The sequence below is a fragment of the Desulfurobacterium sp. TC5-1 genome, assembly GCF_000421485.1.
Classification (GTDB): domain Bacteria; phylum Aquificota; class Aquificia; order Desulfurobacteriales; family Desulfurobacteriaceae; genus Desulfurobacterium_A.
Genome location: NZ_ATXC01000002.1, coordinates 161,678 through 183,786, shown reverse-complemented (window position 1 = coordinate 183,786; position 22,109 = coordinate 161,678). Strand labels below are relative to the sequence as shown.

The following is a 22,109-nucleotide window of genomic DNA, read 5'->3' as shown; positions in this document are numbered from 1 at the left end:
AAACTATGGCAGTTGACCTTCAATCTATATATATGCTTGCAAGTGGCGGCAGGCGTGCTATGGAACAGTTGGATGTTGTTTCAAACAACATAGCCAACGTTGACACGCCGGGTTTTAAAAAAATTTTTGAAGAAGAGATGTACCAGAATGTTCCTGTTAATAAAGGAGAAGCCGCCAAACTGTTGACCTTCCCGAGGTTTAAAGAAACGGTTCCTGTACTTTCCCAGGGTTCACTTCAAAAGACCGATTCGCCCTTTGATTTTGCCATTTCCGGTAAAGGCTTTTTTACCGTTTTAACAAAAGCGGGCGTTCTTCTTACCAGAAACGGACACTTCCACCTTGATAAAAACGGCTTTTTAGTTGATGCAAATGGGAATAAAGTTCTTGATGGTGCGGGGAAGCCTATTCTTTTAGACGGGACAATGCCTTTTAATGTTACAGAAGATGGCAGAGTATTACAGGGTGGTGTTCAGGTTGCTGTTTTAGGTATAGAGGATTACGATTCTGTGACGCCCGTTGGGGAAGGTTACTATCGGGGTTCAGGAAACCGTAAGAAGGCAGAGTATAAAGTTTTGGCCGGTTATCTTGAGAATTCTAACGTCAATCCGGTTGAGGAGATGGTTAATCTGATAGAAGCACAGAGACGTTTCGACATTTATGGAAATTTGATACGAAGCCTTGACAGAATTAACATAAAGAGTGTTGAAATAGGAAAGGTTTAATAAAGGGGGAAGACGATGATAAGGGCTCTCTGGACATCCGCTTCCGGAATGGAAGCACAGCAGACAAACCTTGACGTTGTTTCAAACAACATAGCCAACGTTAACACTATTGGATTTAAACGTTCGAGAGCAAACTTTGAAGACTTGATGTATCAGACGATTAAAGATCCCGGAGTTATGAGTTCAGATGAAAACATGGTGCCTTCCGGCATTCAGATAGGACTTGGCGTTAAGCTTTCTGACGTCAGCAAGATATTCACACAGGGAAGTTTGATAAAGACAGATAAAAAGTTTGACCTTGCCATTCAGGGTGATGGATTTTTCAAAATAGAGCTTCCCGGCGGCGGAGAGGCTTATACGAGAGCGGGTGATTTTCAGGTTGACAGTGAAGGTTATCTTGTTACGCCTGAAGGTTACCGTTTGAGCCCAAATATACAGATTTCTTCCCCTGAAACGATAGTAAATGTGTCCATAAGTCCAAATGGAAACGTTTACATTGTTAGAAACAGCGGCGGGCAGGAGACAACAGAAGAGGTTGGAAAAATAAAGCTTTATAAGTTCATAAATCCCTCAGGTTTAAAGTCACTCGGTGGCAATCTTTACGCTCAAACAGATGCTTCAGGTGAACCTATTGAAGGTGATCCAAACACCGATGGTTACGGAAAACTACTTCAGGGATTCCTTGAGGCTTCCAACGTCAATATCGTTGAAGAGATGGTTAACCTGATAGTGGCCCAGCGTGCCTATGAAATTAACTCAAAAGGCATAACAACGGCTGACGATATGCTTCGGGTTGTCAGTTCTCTTAAATCATAAGTTTTGAGAGGGTGTGTTTTGCGCTTTTTACTCCTTGCTTTTTCGTTTCTTCTTTTAACGGTTTTGCCGGCAAGTGGTGAAACCGTTAAAGATTTTATAAAACACTACATTGATGTTCATTTTCCGGGTAAAGCGGTAATTTTTGTAAGTGCACCTGATAAAGATATAGATTCTGATTCTGTCAGGGTTACGCTTACTTCAGAAGATAAATATTATCTGCGTTTCAGACTTTTTGTAAAAGATGGCGCAAAGGAAGAGATTATTCCTGTAAACGTGAGGGTTGCAAATCTTAAACCTGTAGTTGTTGCTGCACATGATATTCTTCCTAAAACGCTTATAAAAAAGAGTGACCTTAAAGTTAAAAAGGTTTTAGAAGGCAGGGCTTCTCTTGGTTTCAACTCTGCTGAAGATGTTATCGGTAAAAGGGCAAAAAGACTTATAAGAGCCGGCGCTATAATTAAGCCTTCAGATGTGATTCCAGATTTTAAGGTTTTCAAAAATGCGCCGGTTAAGGTTGTCTATGTTTCTAACAACATAAGAATAGAGATGGTGGGACAGGCACTTCAAAATGGTGCTTTAGGGGATATAATAGAGGTTAAAAACATATCTACCGGGAAGAAATTGCTATGCAGAGTTATAGGAAGTGGTGTTGTGGAATTTGTGCCCTGATTTTCTTTCTTTCAGGGTGCGCAAGTAATCCGCCGGTGAAAAAGGAGGTGGCCTACAGACCGCCGCCGCCACCAGTAGAAGAGGCAAAACCGCTTTCAAAAGGTTCTCTTTACACTGGCTATGACAATCTCTTTTCTGATCCCAAAGCTCATCAGGTTGGAGATATTATAACGATAAAGGTTGTGGAGTCGCTTTCTGGTGAGGGAAGTTCAACCAGCTCAACGGGAAAGAAGTCTTCTATGAGTCTCAACGTTAATGGTCCAACCGTTTTAGGTAAGAGCATTCCCGGTAATTCAACCAATCCGATTCTTGGTTTTTCTACTTCGCCTTCGATGGATTTTTCCGGTCAAGGAGCTACAAAAAGAGATGCCAAGCTTGTGGCAACGATAACTGCACGGGTTGTTAAAGTTTATCCTAATGGGAATCTCTACATAGAAGGCGAAAAGGTTATAAAGATAAACGACGATACTCAGGTTTTAAAAATATCGGGGATAATCAGTCCAACCGACATAGAACAGGACAACTCGATACTATCTTCCAGAATTTCTGACATGTACGTTGAATATAACGGTAAAGGTTTCTGGGCAGAGAGTCAGAGGCCCGGCTGGCTTGCAAGATTCTTGATGAAGATATGGCCATTTTAGGGAGCAGATTTATGATTAAAAGGGTGTTTTTTCTCTTCGCTGTTTTGTTTATCTTTTCAGTTAATGCCGGAGCGGTCACTACGAAGATAGGTTCTGAGGTAAATATTGAAGGCGTGCGGCCGAACTTTTTGACGGGTTACGGTATTGTTGTCGGGCTTGACGGTACCGGTGACGGCTCTTCCAGCGTTTTTACGCTTCAGAGTATTTCAAATATGCTGAGAAAAATGGGGATTTATGTTGATCCAAAGGTAGTTAAGACCAAAAACGCTGCAGCTGTGATAGTTACGGCAAAACTTCCACCTTTTGCGAAACCGGGAATGACATTTGATGTTAATGTTGCTTCAATAGGTGATGCAAAGGATATTTCCAACGGAATTCTTATAAGAACGCCGCTCCTTGGTCCCGATGGAAAGGTTTATGCCTTTGCTCAGGGTTCTGTTTCCACCGGCGGTGGTTATTCAGAATCAAACAAAGGAGGAAAGGTTCAGAAGAACTTTCCAACAACCGGTATCATTCCAGATGGTGGTATAGTTGAGAGGGGACTTCCCTTTGAACTTACCGATGAACATTCTGTAACTCTCACGCTGAAGCATCCTTCCTTTTCTGAAGCTGCTACGATAGCCGATGCCATTAACAGTGCCTTTGGTAGAGGAACGGCTGTTGCCGTTGATTCTTCAACGGTTAAAGTGAGGTTTCCGGAAGGCGTTAACAAGGTTGATTTCATTTCAAAGATTCTTAACCTTTCCATAAATACCGAGCCTGAACCTGTAGTTGTGATATATGAAAGGACAGGAACGGTTATAATGAGCGGTAACGTTAGGATAGACCCTCCTGTTTATGTTGCCCACGGTAATATTTATGTTTCAGTAACGAAAACGCCGCAGGTTTCGCAGCCATCCCCTCTTTCAAACGGCAAGACGGTTGCTACCGAGAATGTAACTACCGAGGTTAAAGAGGAGAAGGGTCGTATATTTAGTGTTCAGTCTGCCGACCTTAGAGATCTTGTTAAGGCTCTCAACGAGCTTGGTATATCCCCGAGGGATTTAATAGCGATAATTCAGGCTATAAAAGCAGCTGGCAAGCTTCATGCTAAAATAGTGATTATGTAACGGGGAGAGAGATGGAGCCGAAGATTATTCCTTACTGGGATGTTACGGCAATTAAAAATATCAAAACGGTAAAAGACGTTGCCAGAGAGTTTGAGGCAACGTTTCTTGAGATTATGTTGAAAGAGATGAGAAAGGGAATACCGGAAGGTATGTTTTCCTCCTTTTCAGATAAGATGTACACCGATATGTTTGATATGACAGTTGCAAATAAACTTGCCTCCTCTGATAGATTTGGACTTGCAAAGTATATAGAGAATGCCCTTAACGCCTATAAAAAGGCGGAGAATCTATGAAAGAAACACTTCTTCTCTACGTGAACAAGCTTTACAAGTATTCTGATCTTCTTTTTGTTCTTCTCCTCCTTGCCATTCTTGCCTCGATGGTGCTTCCCATTCCTCCTATGGCTCTTGATATTCTTTTAACCTTTAGCATTACACTATCTCTGTTAATTCTGATGACTACGATTTATATAAACCATCCCCTTGAACTTTCTTCTTTTCCATCTCTACTCCTTATCGCAACGCTTTTTCGTCTATCTCTTAACATTGCAACAACAAGGCGAATTCTCCTTCATGGAAATGAGGGACCTGCGGCAGCCGGTAAGGTTATAGAGGCCTTTGGACAGTTTGTCGTTGGTGGTAACTACATCGTAGGTATTATCGTTTTCCTGATACTTGTGGTAATCAACTTTATCGTCATTACAAAAGGTACTGAAAGGATTTCAGAAGTTGCCGCAAGGTTTACTCTTGACGCCATGCCAGGTAAACAGATGGCGATAGACGCTGACCTTAACGCCGGTTTGATCGATGAGAAAGAAGCCCAGAGGCGCCGTCAGGAAATAGCAAGAGAAGCGGACTTCTACGGGGCGATGGACGGTGCTTCGAAGTTTATCCGTGGCGATGCCATTGCAGGGATTATCATTACGCTTATAAACATCCTTGGCGGTCTTGCCATAGGTGTTTTTCAGCATCACATGAGTTTGTCTGATGCCGCAAAAACATTTACTATTCTTACCGTTGGTGATGGACTTGTAGGACAGATTCCCTCTCTCATTACCTCAACCGCGGCCGGTCTTATGGTTACAAGAGCAGCAGCCGAGACTGACCTTGGAACGGAAATTTTCAAGCAGTTGACAGGTTACCATAAAGCCCTTTTCATGGCGGCAGGAACTCTTGCAGTTATGGGTATCGTTCCGGGAATGCCAACAATTCCGTTCCTGCTTGTAGCTTCTCTCATTGCAATAGTTGCCTACATGGTTTACGAAGCTACTAAAGAGAAAGAGTTAAAAGAGGCAGAAGAGAGGGCAAAAGAGCTTTTAAAAGAGGCAAAGGCGAAAGAAGAGGAAGAAGATGTGATTTCTCCACCGGAAACGCTGGCAATGGAAATAGGTTATGCTTTGATACCTTATGTTGAGGATAAGAAAAAAGGGGAAATTGTTAAGAGGATAAAATCGCTAAGAAAGCAGCTTGCTAAAGAGTTAGGAATAATCATTCCCCTTGTTCACATAAAAGATAATCTTGAGCTTAAACCGGGTGAGTATAGAATTTTAATAAGAGATGTTGAGGTTGCCAGAGGTGAGGTAGAGCCTAACAAGCTACTTGCCATTGATACGGGGACAACAAAGGAAAAGATTCCCGGGAAGGAGACAAAAGAGCCGGCATTCGGGCTTACAGCTTACTGGATAGCACCTAACCTGAAAGATAGGGCAAAACTTTTGGGATATACTGTTGTTGACATTCCAACAGTTATAATTACTCATCTTTCGGAAGTTATCAAGAAACATGCCTACGAGATTTTGGGAAGGGTTGAAACAAAAGAGCTCATAGACAACCTTGCCAGGAAGTATCCTCTCGTTAAAGACATCGTTCCGGAGCAGGTGCCTTTAGGTGTCGTTCACAGGGTTCTTCAGAATTTGCTTAAAGAGGGCATTCCTGTTAAAGACCTTATGACTATCCTGGAGGCGCTTTCAGATAACATTTCAAAAACGCAGGATCCGGACATCCTCACCGAATTTGTAAGACAGGCACTTGCCCGTTTGATAACGAACCTTTACGCTGTGAACGGTGAGATTACCGTTCTGACGCTGACTCCAAAAGCAGAAAATTACATTTTAGAAAAGGTGAAACAGAACGACGGTTACCTTCCGCCTCTTGAACCTGCTTTCGTTCAGCGAATAATGGGTGACATTATGAAATACCGTGACATTTTCACCAGGAAGCAGGCAGTTCCGGTTATTCTCACCTCTCCTGCCGTTCGCCGTTTTCTTAAAAAGATAATAGAACCGTATGCACCAAATATTGTTGTTCTTTCTTACTCTGAAGTAGAACCGGGCGCAAAGGTTAACGTCGTAGGAACAGTCGGAGAGTGATTTTCCTTTGTCTTTGGAAGTTGATTTTGTTGTAGAATAATGGCACTAACAACAGTCCTACGGAGGTTTAAAGATGATTCTCTCTTTTGGAGAAGTTCCACAGAAGCATGAGGTTATAAACATAGCTTACGCTTTCATTCAGCAGAAAGAGAAAAACTGGTTCAACGGCGAGCTTCCGATTGACCCTGTTATGAGGGTTGTTGCAATGCTTGAGCAGCAGGCTGAGGATATCGGCGGGAACGGTGTTAAGAATATTACTGTCAAGATTCTTGAAGGCGTTGATAACGACGGTGATAAAGTGATTAATGTTTGGGGTATGGGAACGATAATAAAGGTTGAAGAAGGCGGTAAAGAGATATCCTTCAATAGGTAAATTTGAATTCAGGAGGAGAGTATGAAGATAGGAATTATCGGTGGAAGCGGACTTTACGACATTGAAGGTCTTACCGATGTTGAGGAAATAACACTTGATACACCTTTTGGTAAACCTTCAGATGCTTACATTCACGGAAAACTTGCCGGTAAGGATGTCTATTTCCTTCCAAGACACGGAAGGGGACACGTTTACCTTCCTTCAGAAGTTCCTTATAGAGCAAACATTTACGGATTTAAAATGCTCGGCGTTGATGCCATTCTCTCTGTCAGTGCTGTTGGTTCAATGAAGGAAGAAATAAAGCCCGGTGATTTTGTTATAGTTACCCAGTACTTTGACAGAACAAAAAACAGACCTTCTACGTTTTTTGGTAACGGCATCGTTGCCCACATTCCTTTCGATAAACCCACCTGCGAATGTTTGAACGAGCTTATTTACAAGGCCTGCCTTGATGAAGGTATCCCGGTTCATAGAGAAGGAACTTACATCTGTATAGAGGGACCTCAATTTTCAACAAAGGCTGAATCAAAGATTTACAGGAGCTGGGGTGTTGATGTGATTGGAATGACAAACATCCCTGAAGCAAAGCTCACAAGGGAAGCAGAGATTCCTTATGCGGCTGTTGCTCTTGCAACAGATTACGATGTATGGAAGGAAGGTGAAGAGGTTAACGTTGAAAAAGTTCTTGCCACTATGGCGAAGAACATTGAGAATGCTAAAAGGATGCTTAAGCGTGTTATAGAGACGATTAAGCCAGAAGACATTGAAAACTCTTACGCAAAAACGGCGCTTGTTGGTGCTATTCAGACAAAAAAAGAGTATATCTCTGAAGAGGCGATGAAAAGGCTTGAGCTTCTAATAAAAGATAGAATTTAAAGTAAAAAAGGGGCTTTGAAGCCCCCTTTTTTTTTATTTTTAAGGACTTTTTACCTTTCCACTTCACCTTTGATAAATCTATCAACAAGCTCTTTTGCTTTCCAGTCCGGATACTGGATAGGTGGATGTTTCATCGTGTATGAAGAGATGGAGTAGAGGGGACCGCCTATCTTTCTATCAAGTCCAACTTTTGCACATCTTATAGCATCAATTGCAGAACCTGCACTGTTTGGTGAGTCTTCAACGGATAGTTTCAATTCTATGTACATTGGAACGTCGCCAAAGAGCCTTCCTTCAAGTCTTATGTATGCAATTTTGTTGTCTTTAAGCCATGGGACGTAGTCACTTGGTCCTATATGAATGTTGTTGTCAGCCATAGGGTACGGAATCAGTGAGCGAACGGCTTCCGTTTTTGATATTTTCTTTGTTTTAAGTCTTTTTCTTTCGAGCATGTTTAAGAAGTCTGTGTTTCCACCAAAGTTTAACTGGTAGGTTCTGTCTATTGCAACGCCTCTGTCTGACATGAGTGTTGCCAGAACTCTGTGAGTGATTGTTGCGCCCACCTGTGATTTTATGTCGTCTCCGACGATTGGTAGTCCTTTTTCTTCAAACTTTTTAGCCCATTCGCTGTCTGATGCTATGAAAACAGGAATACAGTTGACAAAGGCGCATCCAGCGTCAAGAGCGCACCGGGCATAGTATCTTGTTGCTTCTTCAGAGCCAACAGGTAAGTAGTTGATAACAACCTCTGCTCCCGATTCTTTTAAAACTTTTGTTACGTCGACAGGTTCCTTGTCAGCTACCACGAATCTCTGGTCTTCCGGGTACTCATTCATGTGTTCTGCAAAGCCGTCAAGAACGGGTCCCATCTGGACTTCAACACCCATTTCCGGAACATCGGGATTGAAAACGGTCGTGCAGTTTGGCTTTTCAAAAATTGCCCTGCTTACATCCTTTCCAACTTTTCTTTTATCAATGTCAAATGCGGCAACGATTTCTATGTCCCACGGTCTATAGCCGCCTATATCGTAGTGCATAAGTCCAGATATATCTTTTTCTGACTTCCCCTGGTAGTAGTAAATTCCCTGTATGAGGGAACTGGCACAGTTTCCAACCCCTACTATGGCAACTTTTATTTTCCCTGACATTTAATTGCCTCCTTCCTTTTCTCTATACTTTTTAGCAAGCTCCTTGAACTGGCTAATTTTACCATTTATACTTTCTGCTATCTTTTCCATCTCTTCCACTATGAGGGGAAAGTCAGACGCAAGCTGCTCCACAACCTCTTTTATTACCTGTTCTCTCTCTTCTTCAGTAAAGTACTCCTTACCTTTCAGAGCATCCTCTATTAATGCCATTTCAAGGAGTCCTAAAACTTCAAGCAAGGGATTGAGATTTTCCGTTTTGAACCGTTTTGACAGAAACCTTTCGACCTCTTCGTAACCGCCGTCCGGCCGGAACTTCGAAAGTTCAAGGTTAAGCCAGAGATCGAAGCCTCTATATGCAAGTCCTTTGATTCTCATATCTCTTTCATTCATCTATCAATCTCCAAGTTCCATCAGTTTTACTTTGGCTATGGCTGCTTCGTTTGTTGAAGGGTATTTTGAAATCAGTTTTTTCAGCAGCTGCTTTGCTTTTGCATTGTCACCGAGTCCTTTGTAGCAGAGGGCTTCTTTAAGCAGGGCTGCAGGCACTTTGTTTCCTTTTGGTGATGGGTAGTAGTTTGAGTAGTTGTCAACAACCTTTTTGAAGTAGTCAAGTGCTGTTGCGTAATCGCCGTGGGAGTAGAATATTTCACCTATCCAGTAGAGGGAGTTGTCTGCCAGAGGACTGTCCGGATACCTTTTAACCAGTGTTTCAAACAGGATTCTGGCCGTGTCGAGTTCACCCGATTCCATTGCGTTGAAAGCCTTTTTATAGATGTCTTCGTCAGATACATTTATTACTTCTGGTGTTTGGACTTCTGCTGAAGGTTGCTCGACTTCGGCAGTTTCCTGCGGAACTGCCTCTGTTTGATTTTCCGGTTGTACGGCGGATTTAGCAGATACGGTTATTTCTTTCAAAACTTTTTGTGTCTGCTGTGATGTTTTCTTGAGTTCGTATATTTCTTTTTCGTCTTCAACGAGCCTGTCCTCTACTCTGGCGACTCTCTCGTTGAGAGTTTTAATTTGAGCGCTGTTCTGTAAACTTTTTGCTTCTATTGAAGATATACGTTTTTCTAATTCTTCAAGTTTTTTATCGTATGCGCTCTCCTGCTTTGCAGGTGTTGTGTTTACCGGCTGTGTCTGAACGCAACCTGCCAGCAGAAGAGGAAAAACTGCAGCAACAAGTATCTTTTTCATCATTCCCCCCGGAAGTTAAGATTTTTCTTTGCAAGTTCCTCTTCGCACTCTTTTACAAGTTCCTGTATCAGTTCGTCAACGTGGTACATTCTGTTAACTCTTCCTACGTTACTGCCGGAAAATACAAGTCCATTTACCACGTCGCCCGCTGCAGATGCAAGCAGGGCATCAGCTATACAGTATATAGAATCTGCCTTTGCACATGTCTTTAAGCAGTTGTAGTGGCATCTGTGAGGTATTTTCCCTTCCTTTTCCAACCTTTCCGTAAATGGGTTTCTAACTGCATGTGCCGGCATGCCAACAGGGCTTTTTATAAATATAGAATCTTCCGGCTTCGCATTTATTATATACTCTTTGAATTTTTGATCGGCGTCACATTCGTAGGTTGCTATAAATCTTGTTGCGATTTGAACGCCTTTTGCACCCATTTCAAAGGCTTTTGCCATGTCTTTTCCGTCGAAAATGCCACCGGCCGCTATTACAGGTATCTTCTTAACGGCTTTTACTATGTCTGGAAGAACTTCCCACAATCCTTTGTCTGTTCCAAGATGGCCGCCCGCTTCGACGCTTTCAACAATTATCGCAGAAGCTCCGAGTCTTTCAGATAGAGCGGCGCCTTTTGGCGTTGATACTATCTCTATAAGCGGGATGTCAAAGGTTTTACATATTTTAAAGACGTCCTTTCCAAAGCCTGCTCCCTGAATGATAAAGTCCGCACCTGCATCAATGGCTGTAAGGAGCAGTTCGTAAAAGTGTGTCAATGCGTACATTATGTTTACGCCTATCAGACCGTTTGGTGCAAGTTCCTTTGCTTTTCTTATCTCTTCTGCAAGCTCTGTTGCGTATAGATAAGGCTTCATTCCCAATTCTTCAAGGTTTTTGCCTTTGCAAGTCTTTTTGGGTTCCTTTTTTCTGTCTTTTTCCTGGAGTAGAACGGCTGATATAACGCCCATTCCACCTGCGTTTGCAACAGCAGCTGCAAGTTTGTGGAGGGATACTTTCGCACCCATTCCGCCCTGGATAATCGGGTATTTTGGTTTTAGTCCTGCTATAACAAGTTCTGGCAATCTACTCATCTGTACTCCTTTTTAAAGTTTTTCTATCTCTTCAAGTTCGTCAGAACTTAAAACGCGGTAGCCATTTTTAATAAATAGGGCTGCTGCTACGCCTTTCCCTGCTTTTAGAGAGTCTGAGTTAAAATTATATATGGTTTTCACGCCGCACGAAGGACTTTTCTCCTTTAATATTACAGCTTTCACATTTTCTCTGAATAGATTTACTATTTTGAGTGCCTCCTGCGCACCTTTCACAAAATTTGCTGTCACGTCTGTTTTTTCTTCAACGGTTAAAACTCTGCTTTTTCCTTCTAAAACGGTGAAGCCGTCTCCTTTCTCTATTTTTGATGGAGATCTTGGCGTTGAAAGTCCTCCAAGCTGTTCCGGACAGACGGGAAGGATAAAAAACCTATCCTTAATAAACTTTAATCCTTCCCACGGAACACTCTTTCCGTCGTAACGGCATCGTATTCCTAATAAACACATACTTACAACTATTACGCTATCCATTGCAGACGATTACCTGATGGTAGGGTTTTTTACTTAACTCTTCAGCTGCTTCTTTTACGTCTTTAAGTGTTAGTGATTCAATCTCTTCTATGTATTGGGTGTCTTTTTCCGGTGTTCCTGTCAGCACTGTCCACCATCCGTAGTACCAGGCTTTTCGTAGTCTTTTCTCGTGGTCAAGTAGATAAGTCCCTTTAAGGTAGTTTTTGGCCCTGTTAATATCTTCTTCGCCGATTAACGCCGGCAGGTTTTCTATCAGGTTGTCAATGCCTTTTAGTGCCTGTTCTTCCTTTTCCGGCGACGTGCCTATGTATATGACAAATCTTCCAGGATTTTTTAGTGTCGGGAAGAAGGAACCTGTTGAATAGGCAAGTCCCTGTTTTTCCCGTAGCTGCTGAAAGAGGATAGAGTTAAATCCATCACCTACAACGGTGTTCAGCAGCTTATAGGAGACGTACTTTTTCCAGTCATTTACTGACGGTGCTTCGTATCCTCTTATTATGAAGGTTTGTGTTGAACCTTTCCTGCATAAGTTTACACTTTCACTTTTTTCAATGGGCGTTTTAAAGAGAAGTTTTCTGTTCTTTCCTCCCTTTATGGGAAGTTTAGAGAGTAGTTTTTCCACATTTTCGGGGATTTTCCCTGCAATTGAAATAATGAATTTTCCTTCGTTAAAAAACCTTCTGTATTTCTCTTTAAGGTCGTTGAGAGTTATGGGCACGACGGTTTCTACCGTTCCGGACGGTAGATTTTTGTAAGGTGTGTTTTTATAGGTGAAAAGGTTAAATTCTTCGTAACCAAACGAAAATGCACTTTCAAGTCTTGCCCTTATGGCAGCAATGGTTGTCTCTTTTTCTATTATGAAATCTTCTTCGGTAAAGGCCGGTTCCGTTATCAGTTCAGAGAGGACTTCTATGAAGACCGGGAATCCATCGGGAGTTATCTGGAAAGATATAGTAGAAAAATCTTTTCCTGTTTCTGGAATTATCGATGAACCGTAAGGTTCTGTTAAGAATGCTATTTCCTTGGTCGTTTTTGAAACACTCCTTTTTAGACCAACGTGGAGGGACAAGTTTGTGAGTCCTGCTTTTCCGTTGTCTGTTACGCTTCCGTTTTCTGAAAAGATGACGACAGAAGTTATGTCAAGTTCATCTACGGGATTGAGGACTGCTTCAACGTTTTCAGAAATTTTAAACCTCTCCATCAAAAGTCCTCCAGTGCCGGAACGACCGGCGGGGAGTCATAGGATGCACCTTTTACTGTAACCTTTCTTTCGTTGATTGTTATCCTGCCTTCAACGAACCACTTTACAGCCTGGGGATAAATTCTGTGCTCCCATTCCAAGATTCTATTAGCAAGTGTGTCAGGCGTGTCTTCCGGCTTTACAGGTACAACCGCCTGAATGATTATTGGACCTGTGTCAACACCGGTATCAATAAAGTGGACTGTGGCGCCGGAAAACTTTGCACCGTATTCCAGAACTTTTTTGTGAACGCCAAGTCCTGGAAAAGCGGGAAGGAGCGAAGGGTGTATGTTCATTATTCTGTTTTCAAAGGCTTTTACGAAAGTTGGCGTAACTATTCTCATGTAACCGGCAAGACAGACGAGGGATACACCTTCCCGTTTTAATATGGAAACGATTTTTTCATCGTAAGTTTCTCTATTTGAAAATTTTTTGAAAGGCAGGTAGCAAATGTTTATTCCAAATTCTCTTGCAATATTTATCGCACCGGCGGTTTCTCTGTCAGTGATAAGCAATGCTATTTCAGCTTGAATTTTTCCTGCCTCTACGGCTTCTGCTATTTTCTTAAAATTTGAACCTCTTCCAGAAGCAAGGACTGCTATTTTCATTTTATCTCAACCTTTTTGTTTCCTTCCTCTATTTTACCTATTATGAAAGCTTTTTCACCCGCTTCTTTAAGAACGGCAAGTGTTTTCTCCACGTCTTCAGGTGAAACTACCACACACATTCCAACGCCCATGTTGAACGTTTTAAACATCTCTTCTTCAGGAACGTTTCCCTTTTCCTGAATGAATTTAAATATTGGCAAAACTTCCCATGAATCTTTCTCTATTACGGCTTTTGTTCCGTTTGGAAGAATTCTTACAAGGTTTCCGGGTATTCCACCGCCCGTAATGTGGGCAAGCCCTTTAACATTTACTTTTGACAGGAGATTTAATATCGATTTTACGTATATTTTTGTGGGTGTCAGCAGAATTTCGGCAACGCTTTTTCCTAACTCATCAACGGTATCGTTTACGTCTAATTTCAGAATTTCAAAGAAGAGCTTTCTTACTAAAGAGTATCCGTTGCTGTGTATTCCCGATGATGCAATACCTATAACAATATTCCCCGGCTTTATCTTTTCGCCGGTTATGTACTTTTCCATGTCAACGATTCCGACTACGAAACCTGCAAGGTCATATTCACCTTCAGGGTAAAAGTCAGGCATCTCAGCCGTTTCGCCACCGATGAGTGCACAGCCGGCAATTTCGCATCCCTTTGCTATACCTTTTACAACGTCTGCGGCGGTGTCAACTGAGAGTTTACCTGTTGCGAAGTAGTCAAGGAAAAAGAGGGGTTTTGCACCAACGGTCAATATGTCGTTAACGCACATTGCTACAAGGTCAATTCCAACAGTATCGTGAACGTTTGCCATCTGGGCAACTTTAAGTTTTGTTCCAACACCGTCTGTTCCGGAAACTAAAACGGGTTTTTTGTAACCTTCAGGTATAAGATATCCTGCACCAAAACCGCCTATTCCGGCAAGTACGTTACTGTCAAACGTTTTTTTCGCGAAAGGTTTTATCCTCTCAACGAGTGCGTCTCCAGCTTCAATATCAACGCCAGCGTCCTTGTATGTAAGTTTTTTCTCACTCATAGCTAATCTCCCCGTCAAAGTAGATAGGAACTTCATAGGCAAAGTGTCTCTTTGTCCATCCCTTTCCTTCACCAAGCTCTCTCTCTATGTGCTCTTCGTATCCTTTGACTTTAGAATCGAGGGCGTCCGCATAGTGGAGAGCTACCGCCTCGAGTGTTTTTGGTTTTTTTGGTGAACCGAATTCGTACTCACCGTGGTGGGAAAGGATGCAGTGGAGCAGTTTTACTTTTAAGGTTTTAGGAAATCCTTCTATTTCATCAATTTTTTTAGAGATTAGTTCGCTTCCCGTGAAAATGTGGCCTAAGAGTATTCCTTCGTCTGTTCTATCAATTGCTACGTCCATGCTGTATTCGTCTATCTTTCCTATGTCATGAAGTATTGCAGCAGTAATGAGGAGATCTCTGTCTATGCTTTTATACCTTTTTGCCACGACTTCGCATATTTCAACAACCCCTAAAGTGTGTTCTAAAAGACCACCGATGGAGGCATGATGGATGAACTTTCCACCTGGTGCTTTCATAAATGCTGATGCAATCTCATCGTCGTAGAATATGAGTTCAAGAAGTTTTTTCAGGTATGGATTTTCTATCGTTTCAATAATTTCAAGCAGCTTTGTAAACTGTTCTTCAACGTCAAACCTGCTTACCTTTATAAATTTTTCTCTCTTAAATTCGGCTTTTTCTGCGTGGCGCATAAATTTTATCTTTGGCTGGACGTTTCCCTGAAAAAGTTCAACGTAAGCTTCAATAAAAACGACGTCACCTTTTTTGAAAATTGTGAGGTCTGCATCCTTTGGCGGCTTCCACCAGAGAATTGGAAGAGTTCCTGTCCTGTCAGAAACGATAAGTCTCAAGTATGGTTCGCCCGTTCGGTGCTTTTTGATCTCGGCGCTCTCTATTATAAAAAAGCCCTTAAACTCCTGCCCTGCCGGCATTTTATAAATGTCCCTTACAAGTACGTCCATCACGCTCCTTATAGTGATGAGTTTTAGGGGAAAATTATAGACTTTATATGAAATTGTAAACTTTTTTGAATGCTTTTACGAATAAGTTCTGATGGTTTAAAGAGAAAGATGGGATTTCGGCAGGTTTTTGTTAGGAGGGGGGATTTCCCCCCTTAAATTTTGAAAAGATGAGTACTTTTAGGTGTGGTTTTTGATGTATTCGATGGCGTCGCCAACTGTTTGAATCTTTTCAGCGTCTTCGTCAGGAATTTCAATTCCGAACTCTTCCTCAAGAGCCATAACGAGCTCAACTGTGTCAAGAGAGTCTGCGCCGAGGTCTTCTACAAAAGAAGCATCTGGAGTTACTTCTTCGGGATCAACTCCAAGTCTATCGGCGATAAGTTCTTTCACCTTTTCTTCGATGTTTTCTGCCATGCCAACCTCCTTAAATAGTTGATAGTGGAAATTATATTCCTAACTTTAGAAAAGTCCACCGTTGACGTGAATTGTGGTGCCTGTGATGTATGACGCCATGTCTGACACTAAAAATAGGACGGCGTCTGCAACCTCTGATGGTTCACCTTCTCTGCGCATAGGTATGGACTTTATTAGGGCATCTTTTACCTTTTCCGGTATTTTCTGCGTCATGTCTGTTGTTATGTATCCCGGTGCTACGGCGTTTACGCGGATTCCCCGAGATGCAACTTCTTTTGCCAAGGATTTCGTAAATCCAACAAGTGCTGCTTTTGTAGATGAGTAGTTAACCTGTCCCGGGTTTCCTGTGAATCCAACGACAGAGGAGATGTTGACGATGGAGCCGGTTTTCTTTTTCATCATAAGGGGGACTACCTGCCTTGTTACATTGTAGATGCCTGTGAGGTTTGTTTCTATTACTGCATCCCAATCTTCATCCTTCATTCTCATAAAAAGGGTGTCCCTTGTAATGCCGGCGTTGTTTATGAGAATGTCTATTTTTCCCTCTTTTTCCGCTATCTCTGAAACAACTTTTTTGACCTCTTCTCTGTCGCAGACATTCATCTTCACGCCGTTTACGCCTATCTCTTCTGCGGCTTGCTTTGTTCTCTCTTCGTTTGTTCCCGTGATATAGACTATTGCACCTGCACTTTTAAGAGCAACAGCTATTGCCCTTCCTATACCTCTTGTGCCGCCTGTTACGAGGGCAACTTTACCGCTTAAATCGATGCTTTTTGCCATTAAAACCTCCCTATTACTTTTGAAGGGTTATAAGTGAATAACCTCCGTCCTCTCTTACTAAAACATCATCTTCAATTCTTACGCCGCCAAGTTCGGGTATGTATATACCCGGTTCTACCGTTACAACGCTGTTTTTCTTTAAAATCTCATTTGATTTCGGGCTTAACGTTGGTGCTTCGTGGATTTCAACGCCTATTCCGTGTCCCGTACCGTGGACAAAGTAGTCACCGTATCCCTTTTCAGTGATGAAATCTCTTACTATTTTATCAACTTCGCGGCAGGGCATGCCCGATTTTGCTGCTTCTATTCCTTTTAATTGAGCTTCAAGGGTTATATTGTAAATCTTTTTAAGTTCGTAAGAAACGTTTCCTATAAGAAAAGTTCTTGTTATGTCTGAAAGATAGCCGCCGAAAATTGAACCGAAATCAACAATAACAACATCACCGTCCTTTACCTCTTTATGAGAGGTTTTCCAGTGAGGAATAGATGCACCTTTCCCGGATGCGACTATCGTCTCAAACGATTCTTCGCTGCCGTAGTGAAACATTCTGTTTACTAACTCTTTTCTGAACTGATACTCTGTTATACCCGGTTTTAAAAGGTGCAGAACGTCCCTTAATGACTGTTCGGCAATGGCAACTGCACGGGCTATGGCGCAGATCTCTTCTTCCGTTTTTACCACGCGAAACTCTTTCAAAAAGCCGTTGACCGTGGTGGTTTCAAAGTGTTTTTCTATTTCGTTAAACTGTTTTAACGTTACTCTTTCGCCGTCAACTATTACCTTCCTGTTCCCGAAAATTTCTTTCAGGTTTTCAAAGCTTTTCCACTCTAAAACGTTGAACTTTTTTGCTCTTTCTCTTGCAGCGTTAAGGTAGCGTTTATCGGTGAAGAAAAAGCCTTCACCTTCTGCTGTGATAACCACGACGCCAAATGACGACGGAAACTTTGTGAGATAGAACCGTTCCTTTCCATCAATGGTTATTAAAAGATCACCGTACTTTTTTATCTTTGCGGCTATCCTTTCAAGCATGCTTTCTCCAGATTCACAGTATGTATCTTGTAAGATCTTCGTCTTCTATAATGTTGCCGAGTCTTTCTTTTACGTATTCTCTGTTTATTATGACCTTTTGTCCTTTCATTTCGGGTGCGTTGAATGATATGTCTTCAAGGAGTCTTTCAAGTACGGTGTGAAGTCTTCTTGCGCCGATGTTTTCGGCTTTTGTATTTGCCTCTTCCGCCATTTTAGCTATCTCTTCGATGCCGTCTTCTGTAAATTCTATTTCAACGCCTTCCGTTTTAAGAAGTTCAGTGTACTGTTTTGTTAGTGCGTTTTTCGGTTCCGTCAGGATTCTTATGAAATCTTCTTTTGTGAGCGGTTTTAGTTCTACCCTTATCGGGAATCTTCCCTGAAGTTCCGGTAGCAGGTCAGAAGGTTTTGCTATGTGGAAAGCACCGGCCGCTATGAATAGTATGTGGTCTGTCTTTATCAGGCCGTATTTTGTTGGCACTTTTGAGCCTTCTACTATCGGCAGCAGATCTCTCTGGACACCTTCCCTTGAAACGTCCGGGCCTTTTCCGCTTCCCTTTGCAGCTACCTTATCTATTTCGTCTATGAAAACGATGCCGTGATTTTCAACGCGATTTATTGCCTCTTTGATTACTTCGTCCATGTCTATCAGTTTTTGTGCCTCTTCCTGTTCAAGGTATCTGAGGGCTTCTTTTACTTTCATTTTTCGCATCTTTTTAGGCTTTGGAAAGAGCGAGGAAATTATGTCCTGAATGTTTCCGGCGTCGCCTCCCATCCCGGGACCTATGCCTATTACGCCTATGTTGGCAGGTGTTTCAACGGTTACCGGTATCTCAACCTCTTCTTCATCAAGTTTTCCTTCTTTTAAAAGCTTCAGGTATCTTTCCCTTTCCTTTTTAATCTCTCTTGCTAATGGTTCTTCTTTTTTCTTTGATTGTGAAGGCAGAAAAACGTCAAATAGAGTTTCAAGGGATTGAGGTTTGGCGGGCTGTTCCGGTATCATGTGGTCAAGAAGTCTTTCGTAAGCAAGTTCTCTCGCCTTTACCTTTACCTCTTCTATCTTTTCCTCTTTTACCATGTTAACCGCTATTTCAACAAGGTCTCTTATCATTGATTCTACGTCTCTTCCGACGTAACCGACTTCTGTAAACTTTGTGGCTTCTACTTTCACGAACGGTGCATTTACAAGCTTTGCCAATCTCCTTGCTATTTCCGTTTTTCCAACGCCTGTAGGTCCTATCATAATAATATTTTTGGGCGCAACTTCTTCTCTCATATCTTCAGGAAGTTTTTGCCTTCTCCACCTGTTTCTAAGGGCAATGGCAACCGCTTTCTTTGCTTCCTGCTGTCCTACGATGTATTTATCCAGCTCTTCAACTATCTGTTTTGGTGTCAGAAATCCTTCCTCGTTTCCCTTTTTTCTGAAGATATTCTTAAACATTCTGCCTCCTTGTCTGATATGAAACCTCAATTATTTTATCACTGATAGTATGTCAGTTTCTTGCCGGTTGCAATGTTTTGCTATTATTAAACCACTTTCTACTTGTGAGGTGGTTGATGGAAGCTACGGGATTTATAACGGGTACTTTGAAAGGTTTAAAGATAGATTATGTTCTTTCTCTTCCGTGTGATAGGGTTAAGACGTTACTGGCTAAACTTGATGATGTTTACGGTAAAAAGCACATTCACCTTTCAAGGGAGGAAGAGGGTTTAGGTATAGCTGCGGGACTTTTTGCCGGCGGCAAGCGTTATGCTCTTTTCATTCAGTCTTCCGGTGTGGGTAACATTTTCGGTGCTCTTATGACGCTGATAAAGACTTACAGAATTCCCCTTCCCATCTTTGTTTCTCACAGGGGTATTTATAAAGAGAAAATTTTTCCTCAGGTTTTGATGGGCGAGGTTACGGAAAACCTTTTTAAAGCCTGCGGTGTTCCTGTTGTAAAGGTTTATGATAAGAGTGCCCTGCCTATCATTCCAAAAGCTGTAGAAGAAGCTTTTAGGAAGAGGGAGCCAATAGCCATTCTGCTTTCTCCTGCACTTTTTGAAGGTGAAGAGTATAAAAATCCGGTATTTGAGAAAGAGAGAGAAAAAGTTGTTTCTGTTAAGGTTGAAAAAAGTATTAAAAATCCCGACATGAGAAGGTTTGAAGCTGTGGCGGAACTTTTCTCTTTCCTGAAGGAAAAGGGAGATAAAGGTACGGTTCTTTTTGCAAACATCGGTTTCCCGGCAAGGGAAGTTTACCATCTTAAAAACCTTTTTGGTATCGAAAATTCCGTTTTTTACATGCTCGGAAGTCTTGGCCTTGTTTCCTCAATAGCCCTTGGATACTCTGTTGCAACAGGCAGATCCGTTATTTCCATAGACGGTGACGGTTCCCTTTTAATGAACACGGGAACGCTTGCAACGTGCAGCAGCTACGCACCGGAAAACTTTAGAATTTTCTGCGTTGATAACGGAACGTGGGGAAGCACCGGTGATCAGGAGAACTTTAACTTTTCAACGGTTGATGTTGAGGTTGTTGCAAAGGGAATGGGCTTTAAAAACACTTCTTCGGTATGGAAAAGGGACGGTTTGAAGGAAAAGCTTGAGTGGTTCTTTACATCCGATAAACCGTTCCTTCAGGTTGTTGTTAATCCCGGAAATGAAAAGGTCGGAACAATTCCCCTTTCTCCAGAAGAGATTTTAAGAGAGGTTAAGGTTGATTCTTGCTACTGAAGCTTTTAAAAACTGCACAATCTGTCCCAGAAACTGCGGCGTAGATAGGGAAAAGGAAAAGGGCTTTTGCAAAACGGGAATTAAACTGAAGGTTGCCTCTGCCTTTGCCCACTTCGGTGAGGAACCTGTTTTAACGGGTATTTACGGTTCGGGAACTATATTCTTTTCAGGCTGTAACCTCGGGTGTGTTTTCTGTCAGAATTACGACATTTCGCACCTGTGCGAAGGGGAAGAGATAACGGTTGAAGAGCTTACAGAAATCATGCTCTACCTTCAGGCAAACAGGTGCCACAACATAAACCTTGTGACGCCGACCCATCAGATTCCCCTTATAGTTCCTGCGATTTTAAAGGCGAAAGAGAAAGGCCTTTCCGTCCCTGTAGTTTACAACTGCGGAGGTTATGAAAAGGTTGAAACGTTAAAAGAGTTAGATGGTATCGTTGACATCTACATGCCGGACATTAAAACTTTTAACCGGAATTTTGCAACTAAATACCTTAAAGCGCCGGATTATCCGGAAGTTGTAAAAGATGCGGTTCTGGAAATGTTTCGTCAGGTTGGAAATCTTGAAATCGGCAGTGACGGGACAGCTAAAAGGGGCGTTTTAATAAGGCACCTTGTCATGCCGGGATACACCGGTGACACCATAGAAATTCTTAACTGGATAAAAGATACGATAGGAAAAGGTGCTTACGTAAACGTTATGGATCAGTACTTTCCCGCTTACAGGGCATCTGAATTTCCTGAAATAGCGCGGCGGATAACGGAAGAGGAATTTTTAACCGTTTACAACCACGCAAAAAAACTCGGATTGAGGCTTGCAGTTGAATAAGTTAGAGATAAAAAGAGAAGTCATCCTTGCACCTATGGCAGGATACACCCACTCTGCGTTTCGGAGGCTGTGCAGGCGGCTCGGTGCCGACAGGGTCTATTCAGAACTCATGAACGCTACCGGTATCGTTTTTAAAAGAATAGAAAAAGAACTTGCCTACTTCACCGAAGAGGAGCGGCCGATACATTTACAGCTTTACGGAAGAAACCCCGAAGAGATAGCAAGAGCTGCTGTTAAAGTGGTAAAGGAGTATAAGCCCGATGCTGTAGATATAAACTTCGGCTGTTCCGTTAAAAAGGTTTTAAAAGCAAAATCTGCAGGATACCTTCTCCAGTTTCCCGAAATTATGGGGGAGATAGTAAGGGAGACTGTTAATGCCCTTAAACCTTACGGTGTTCCTGTTACTGCCAAAATCAGGCTCGGCTTTCATGAAGACAACCTTGAAAAGATAGCCGAAGAACTGATAGAAGCAGGTGTTTCCCTCATTGCACTTCATCCGCGGCTTGCAAGGGAACTTTTCACAGGAAAGGCACGGTGGGAAAGGATAAGAGACCTTAAAAAAATTTCACCTGTTCCTGTTGTTGGCAGCGGTGATGTCTGGAGCTGGAAAGATATAGAGAGAATGTTTGAAGAGACCGGCTGTGACGGTGTCATGGCAGGCAGAGGCGCCATTTCAAATCCCTGGATATTTAAAGAATTTAAAGAAAAAAGAGACTACAAAGCAACATTTGGCGAAAGAATAGAATTTCTTTTGGAAGAACTAAAATTAATGTGGGAATTTATGGAAAAAGAAAGAGCCTGCAAAGAGATAAAAATGGAAGCAGTCCAGCTTTTCAAGGGCATCCGCGGCAAAGCAAAGTTAAATGAAAGAGTAATGCGAAGCAAAAGCTGTGAGGAGCTGATAAAAGGTTTAGAGGAGTTGCGTCAATATATAAACCGTTAAAACCCGGTAAAGTCTTCTGTGCTTTCATTTTTTACTCCTGAGGTTGGTATTTGTGGGTGTTCCTCGGGAGC

At 42.2% G+C, this 22,109-nt stretch carries 25 protein-coding genes; 12 read left to right on the top strand and 13 right to left on the bottom strand.

The genetic code is table 11. The features are described from left to right. Window positions 1-5: 5 nt before the first annotated feature. The 9 genes from H153_RS0108590 to mtnP all read left to right on the top strand — a co-directional run bounded on the left by H153_RS0108590 (window position 6) and on the right by mtnP (window position 7,577). Window positions 6-722: a flagellar hook-basal body protein gene (locus tag H153_RS0108590; protein WP_022847716.1), complete on the top strand. Its 717-nt coding sequence runs from the start codon at window positions 6-8 to the stop codon at window positions 720-722. A 15-nt stretch (window positions 723-737) separates the two neighbouring features. Continuing rightward, complete coding sequence (flgG, locus tag H153_RS0108585; RefSeq protein ID WP_022847715.1) at window positions 738-1,538, top strand: flagellar basal-body rod protein FlgG; 801 nt, start codon at window positions 738-740, stop codon at window positions 1,536-1,538. An 18-nt stretch (window positions 1,539-1,556) separates the two neighbouring features. Further along, complete coding sequence (gene flgA, locus H153_RS0108580; protein WP_022847714.1) at window positions 1,557-2,207, top strand: flagellar basal body P-ring formation chaperone FlgA; 651 nt, start codon at window positions 1,557-1,559, stop codon at window positions 2,205-2,207. Next, window positions 2,165-2,851, top strand: a complete 687-nt coding sequence (locus H153_RS0108575) for a flagellar basal body L-ring protein FlgH (protein WP_040371921.1) — start codon at window positions 2,165-2,167, stop codon at window positions 2,849-2,851. The genes flgA and H153_RS0108575 overlap by 43 nt, the downstream gene beginning before the upstream one ends. 11 nt (window positions 2,852-2,862) lie before the next feature. Then, on the top strand, window positions 2,863-3,960 hold the full coding sequence (locus H153_RS0108570; RefSeq protein ID WP_022847712.1) for a flagellar basal body P-ring protein FlgI: 1,098 nt from the start codon (window positions 2,863-2,865) through the stop codon (window positions 3,958-3,960). A gap of 11 nt (window positions 3,961-3,971) precedes the next feature. After that, a complete protein-coding gene (locus H153_RS0108565; RefSeq protein ID WP_022847711.1) occupies window positions 3,972-4,253 on the top strand; it encodes a rod-binding protein in 282 nt (93 codons plus the stop codon). After that, window positions 4,250-6,328: a flagellar biosynthesis protein FlhA gene (flhA, locus tag H153_RS0108560; RefSeq protein WP_022847710.1), complete on the top strand. Its 2,079-nt coding sequence runs from the start codon at window positions 4,250-4,252 to the stop codon at window positions 6,326-6,328. The genes H153_RS0108565 and flhA overlap by 4 nt, the downstream gene beginning before the upstream one ends. A gap of 73 nt (window positions 6,329-6,401) precedes the next feature. Continuing rightward, window positions 6,402-6,701 (top strand): hypothetical protein, encoded by a 300-nt coding sequence (locus H153_RS0108555; RefSeq protein ID WP_022847709.1) that lies wholly within the window; start codon window positions 6,402-6,404, stop codon window positions 6,699-6,701. Window positions 6,702-6,722: 21 nt separating this feature from the next. Continuing rightward, the gene (gene mtnP, locus H153_RS0108550; protein WP_022847708.1) at window positions 6,723-7,577 is read left to right on the top strand and encodes an S-methyl-5'-thioadenosine phosphorylase; all 855 of its coding nucleotides are present in this window, start codon (window positions 6,723-6,725) and stop codon (window positions 7,575-7,577) included. A gap of 50 nt (window positions 7,578-7,627) precedes the next feature. Here mtnP and H153_RS0108545 read toward each other — a convergent pair whose 3' ends face one another. From H153_RS0108545 to hslU, 13 genes are all read right to left on the bottom strand, one after another. After that, window positions 7,628-8,725, bottom strand: a complete 1,098-nt coding sequence (locus tag H153_RS0108545; protein ID WP_022847707.1) for an inositol-3-phosphate synthase — start codon at window positions 8,723-8,725, stop codon at window positions 7,628-7,630. Then, the gene (locus H153_RS0108540) at window positions 8,726-9,115 is read right to left on the bottom strand and encodes a hypothetical protein (RefSeq protein ID WP_022847706.1); all 390 of its coding nucleotides are present in this window, start codon (window positions 9,113-9,115) and stop codon (window positions 8,726-8,728) included. Window positions 9,116-9,118: 3 nt separating this feature from the next. Continuing rightward, window positions 9,119-9,919: a tol-pal system protein YbgF gene (gene ybgF, locus H153_RS0108535; protein ID WP_022847705.1), complete on the bottom strand. Its 801-nt coding sequence runs from the start codon at window positions 9,917-9,919 to the stop codon at window positions 9,119-9,121. After that, window positions 9,919-10,995 carry a nitronate monooxygenase gene (locus tag H153_RS09725; protein ID WP_022847753.1) on the bottom strand — a complete coding sequence of 359 codons (1,077 nt, stop codon included), beginning with the start codon at window positions 10,993-10,995 and terminating at the stop codon, window positions 9,919-9,921. The genes ybgF and H153_RS09725 overlap by 1 nt, the downstream gene beginning before the upstream one ends. 12 nt (window positions 10,996-11,007) lie before the next feature. Then, complete coding sequence (locus H153_RS0108525; RefSeq protein WP_027720127.1) at window positions 11,008-11,484, bottom strand: DUF523 domain-containing protein; 477 nt, start codon at window positions 11,482-11,484, stop codon at window positions 11,008-11,010. Next, window positions 11,477-12,685 carry a pitrilysin family protein gene (locus H153_RS0108520; protein ID WP_022847704.1) on the bottom strand — a complete coding sequence of 403 codons (1,209 nt, stop codon included), beginning with the start codon at window positions 12,683-12,685 and terminating at the stop codon, window positions 11,477-11,479. The genes H153_RS0108525 and H153_RS0108520 overlap by 8 nt, the downstream gene beginning before the upstream one ends. Then, window positions 12,685-13,332, bottom strand: coding sequence for a phosphoribosylglycinamide formyltransferase (purN, locus tag H153_RS0108515; RefSeq protein ID WP_022847703.1), 648 nt, complete (start codon window positions 13,330-13,332; stop codon window positions 12,685-12,687). The genes H153_RS0108520 and purN overlap by 1 nt, the downstream gene beginning before the upstream one ends. Further along, complete coding sequence (gene purM / locus H153_RS0108510; RefSeq protein WP_022847702.1) at window positions 13,329-14,363, bottom strand: phosphoribosylformylglycinamidine cyclo-ligase; 1,035 nt, start codon at window positions 14,361-14,363, stop codon at window positions 13,329-13,331. Before purM ends, purN begins: the two co-directional genes overlap by 4 nt. Continuing rightward, window positions 14,356-15,327: an HD domain-containing protein gene (locus tag H153_RS0108505; RefSeq protein WP_022847701.1), complete on the bottom strand. Its 972-nt coding sequence runs from the start codon at window positions 15,325-15,327 to the stop codon at window positions 14,356-14,358. Before H153_RS0108505 ends, purM begins: the two co-directional genes overlap by 8 nt. 177 nt (window positions 15,328-15,504) lie before the next feature. Next, on the bottom strand, window positions 15,505-15,741 hold the full coding sequence (gene acpP, locus H153_RS0108500; RefSeq protein WP_022847700.1) for an acyl carrier protein: 237 nt from the start codon (window positions 15,739-15,741) through the stop codon (window positions 15,505-15,507). Between the two features lie 45 nt (window positions 15,742-15,786). Continuing rightward, the gene (gene fabG, locus H153_RS0108495; RefSeq protein WP_022847699.1) at window positions 15,787-16,521 is read right to left on the bottom strand and encodes a 3-oxoacyl-[acyl-carrier-protein] reductase; all 735 of its coding nucleotides are present in this window, start codon (window positions 16,519-16,521) and stop codon (window positions 15,787-15,789) included. Window positions 16,522-16,534: 13 nt separating this feature from the next. Continuing rightward, a complete protein-coding gene (locus tag H153_RS0108490; protein WP_022847698.1) occupies window positions 16,535-17,551 on the bottom strand; it encodes an aminopeptidase P family protein in 1,017 nt (338 codons plus the stop codon). A gap of 13 nt (window positions 17,552-17,564) precedes the next feature. Then, window positions 17,565-18,989: an ATP-dependent protease ATPase subunit HslU gene (gene hslU / locus H153_RS0108485; protein WP_022847697.1), complete on the bottom strand. Its 1,425-nt coding sequence runs from the start codon at window positions 18,987-18,989 to the stop codon at window positions 17,565-17,567. A gap of 116 nt (window positions 18,990-19,105) precedes the next feature. On the opposite strand from hslU, the gene comD reads away from it, so the two are divergent. The 3 genes from comD to H153_RS0108470 are packed head-to-tail and all read left to right on the top strand — an operon-like array spanning window position 19,106 to window position 22,038. Further along, a complete protein-coding gene (gene comD, locus H153_RS0108480; protein WP_022847696.1) occupies window positions 19,106-20,263 on the top strand; it encodes a sulfopyruvate decarboxylase subunit alpha in 1,158 nt (385 codons plus the stop codon). Then, a complete protein-coding gene (locus H153_RS09720; RefSeq protein WP_022847695.1) occupies window positions 20,247-21,095 on the top strand; it encodes a radical SAM protein in 849 nt (282 codons plus the stop codon). The genes comD and H153_RS09720 overlap by 17 nt, the downstream gene beginning before the upstream one ends. Next, on the top strand, window positions 21,088-22,038 hold the full coding sequence (locus H153_RS0108470; protein ID WP_022847694.1) for a tRNA-dihydrouridine synthase family protein: 951 nt from the start codon (window positions 21,088-21,090) through the stop codon (window positions 22,036-22,038). The genes H153_RS09720 and H153_RS0108470 overlap by 8 nt, the downstream gene beginning before the upstream one ends. Window positions 22,039-22,109 lie beyond the last annotated feature (71 nt).

Coding starts and splice junctions, on each gene's coding strand:
- H153_RS0108590 (WP_022847716.1), top strand. CDS start 6: ATGGCAGTTGACCTTCAATCTATATATATGCTTGCAAGTGGCGGCAGG.
- flgG (WP_022847715.1), top strand. CDS start 738: ATGATAAGGGCTCTCTGGACATCCGCTTCCGGAATGGAAGCACAGCAG.
- H153_RS0108575 (WP_040371921.1), top strand. CDS start 2,165: ATGCAGAGTTATAGGAAGTGGTGTTGTGGAATTTGTGCCCTGATTTTC.
- H153_RS0108570 (WP_022847712.1), top strand. CDS start 2,863: ATGATTAAAAGGGTGTTTTTTCTCTTCGCTGTTTTGTTTATCTTTTCA.
- H153_RS0108565 (WP_022847711.1), top strand. CDS start 3,972: ATGGAGCCGAAGATTATTCCTTACTGGGATGTTACGGCAATTAAAAAT.
- flhA (WP_022847710.1), top strand. CDS start 4,250: ATGAAAGAAACACTTCTTCTCTACGTGAACAAGCTTTACAAGTATTCT.
- H153_RS0108555 (WP_022847709.1), top strand. CDS start 6,402: ATGATTCTCTCTTTTGGAGAAGTTCCACAGAAGCATGAGGTTATAAAC.
- mtnP (WP_022847708.1), top strand. CDS start 6,723: ATGAAGATAGGAATTATCGGTGGAAGCGGACTTTACGACATTGAAGGT.
- H153_RS0108545 (WP_022847707.1), bottom strand. CDS start 8,725: ATGTCAGGGAAAATAAAAGTTGCCATAGTAGGGGTTGGAAACTGTGCC.
- H153_RS0108540 (WP_022847706.1), bottom strand. CDS start 9,115: ATGAATGAAAGAGATATGAGAATCAAAGGACTTGCATATAGAGGCTTC.
- ybgF (WP_022847705.1), bottom strand. CDS start 9,919: ATGAAAAAGATACTTGTTGCTGCAGTTTTTCCTCTTCTGCTGGCAGGT.
- H153_RS09725 (WP_022847753.1), bottom strand. CDS start 10,995: ATGAGTAGATTGCCAGAACTTGTTATAGCAGGACTAAAACCAAAATAC.
- H153_RS0108525 (WP_027720127.1), bottom strand. CDS start 11,484: ATGGATAGCGTAATAGTTGTAAGTATGTGTTTATTAGGAATACGATGC.
- H153_RS0108520 (WP_022847704.1), bottom strand. CDS start 12,685: ATGGAGAGGTTTAAAATTTCTGAAAACGTTGAAGCAGTCCTCAATCCC.
- purN (WP_022847703.1), bottom strand. CDS start 13,332: ATGAAAATAGCAGTCCTTGCTTCTGGAAGAGGTTCAAATTTTAAGAAA.
- purM (WP_022847702.1), bottom strand. CDS start 14,363: ATGAGTGAGAAAAAACTTACATACAAGGACGCTGGCGTTGATATTGAA.
- H153_RS0108505 (WP_022847701.1), bottom strand. CDS start 15,327: ATGGACGTACTTGTAAGGGACATTTATAAAATGCCGGCAGGGCAGGAG.
- acpP (WP_022847700.1), bottom strand. CDS start 15,741: ATGGCAGAAAACATCGAAGAAAAGGTGAAAGAACTTATCGCCGATAGA.
- fabG (WP_022847699.1), bottom strand. CDS start 16,521: ATGGCAAAAAGCATCGATTTAAGCGGTAAAGTTGCCCTCGTAACAGGC.
- H153_RS0108490 (WP_022847698.1), bottom strand. CDS start 17,551: ATGCTTGAAAGGATAGCCGCAAAGATAAAAAAGTACGGTGATCTTTTA.
- hslU (WP_022847697.1), bottom strand. CDS start 18,989: ATGTTTAAGAATATCTTCAGAAAAAAGGGAAACGAGGAAGGATTTCTG.
- comD (WP_022847696.1), top strand. CDS start 19,106: ATGGAAGCTACGGGATTTATAACGGGTACTTTGAAAGGTTTAAAGATA.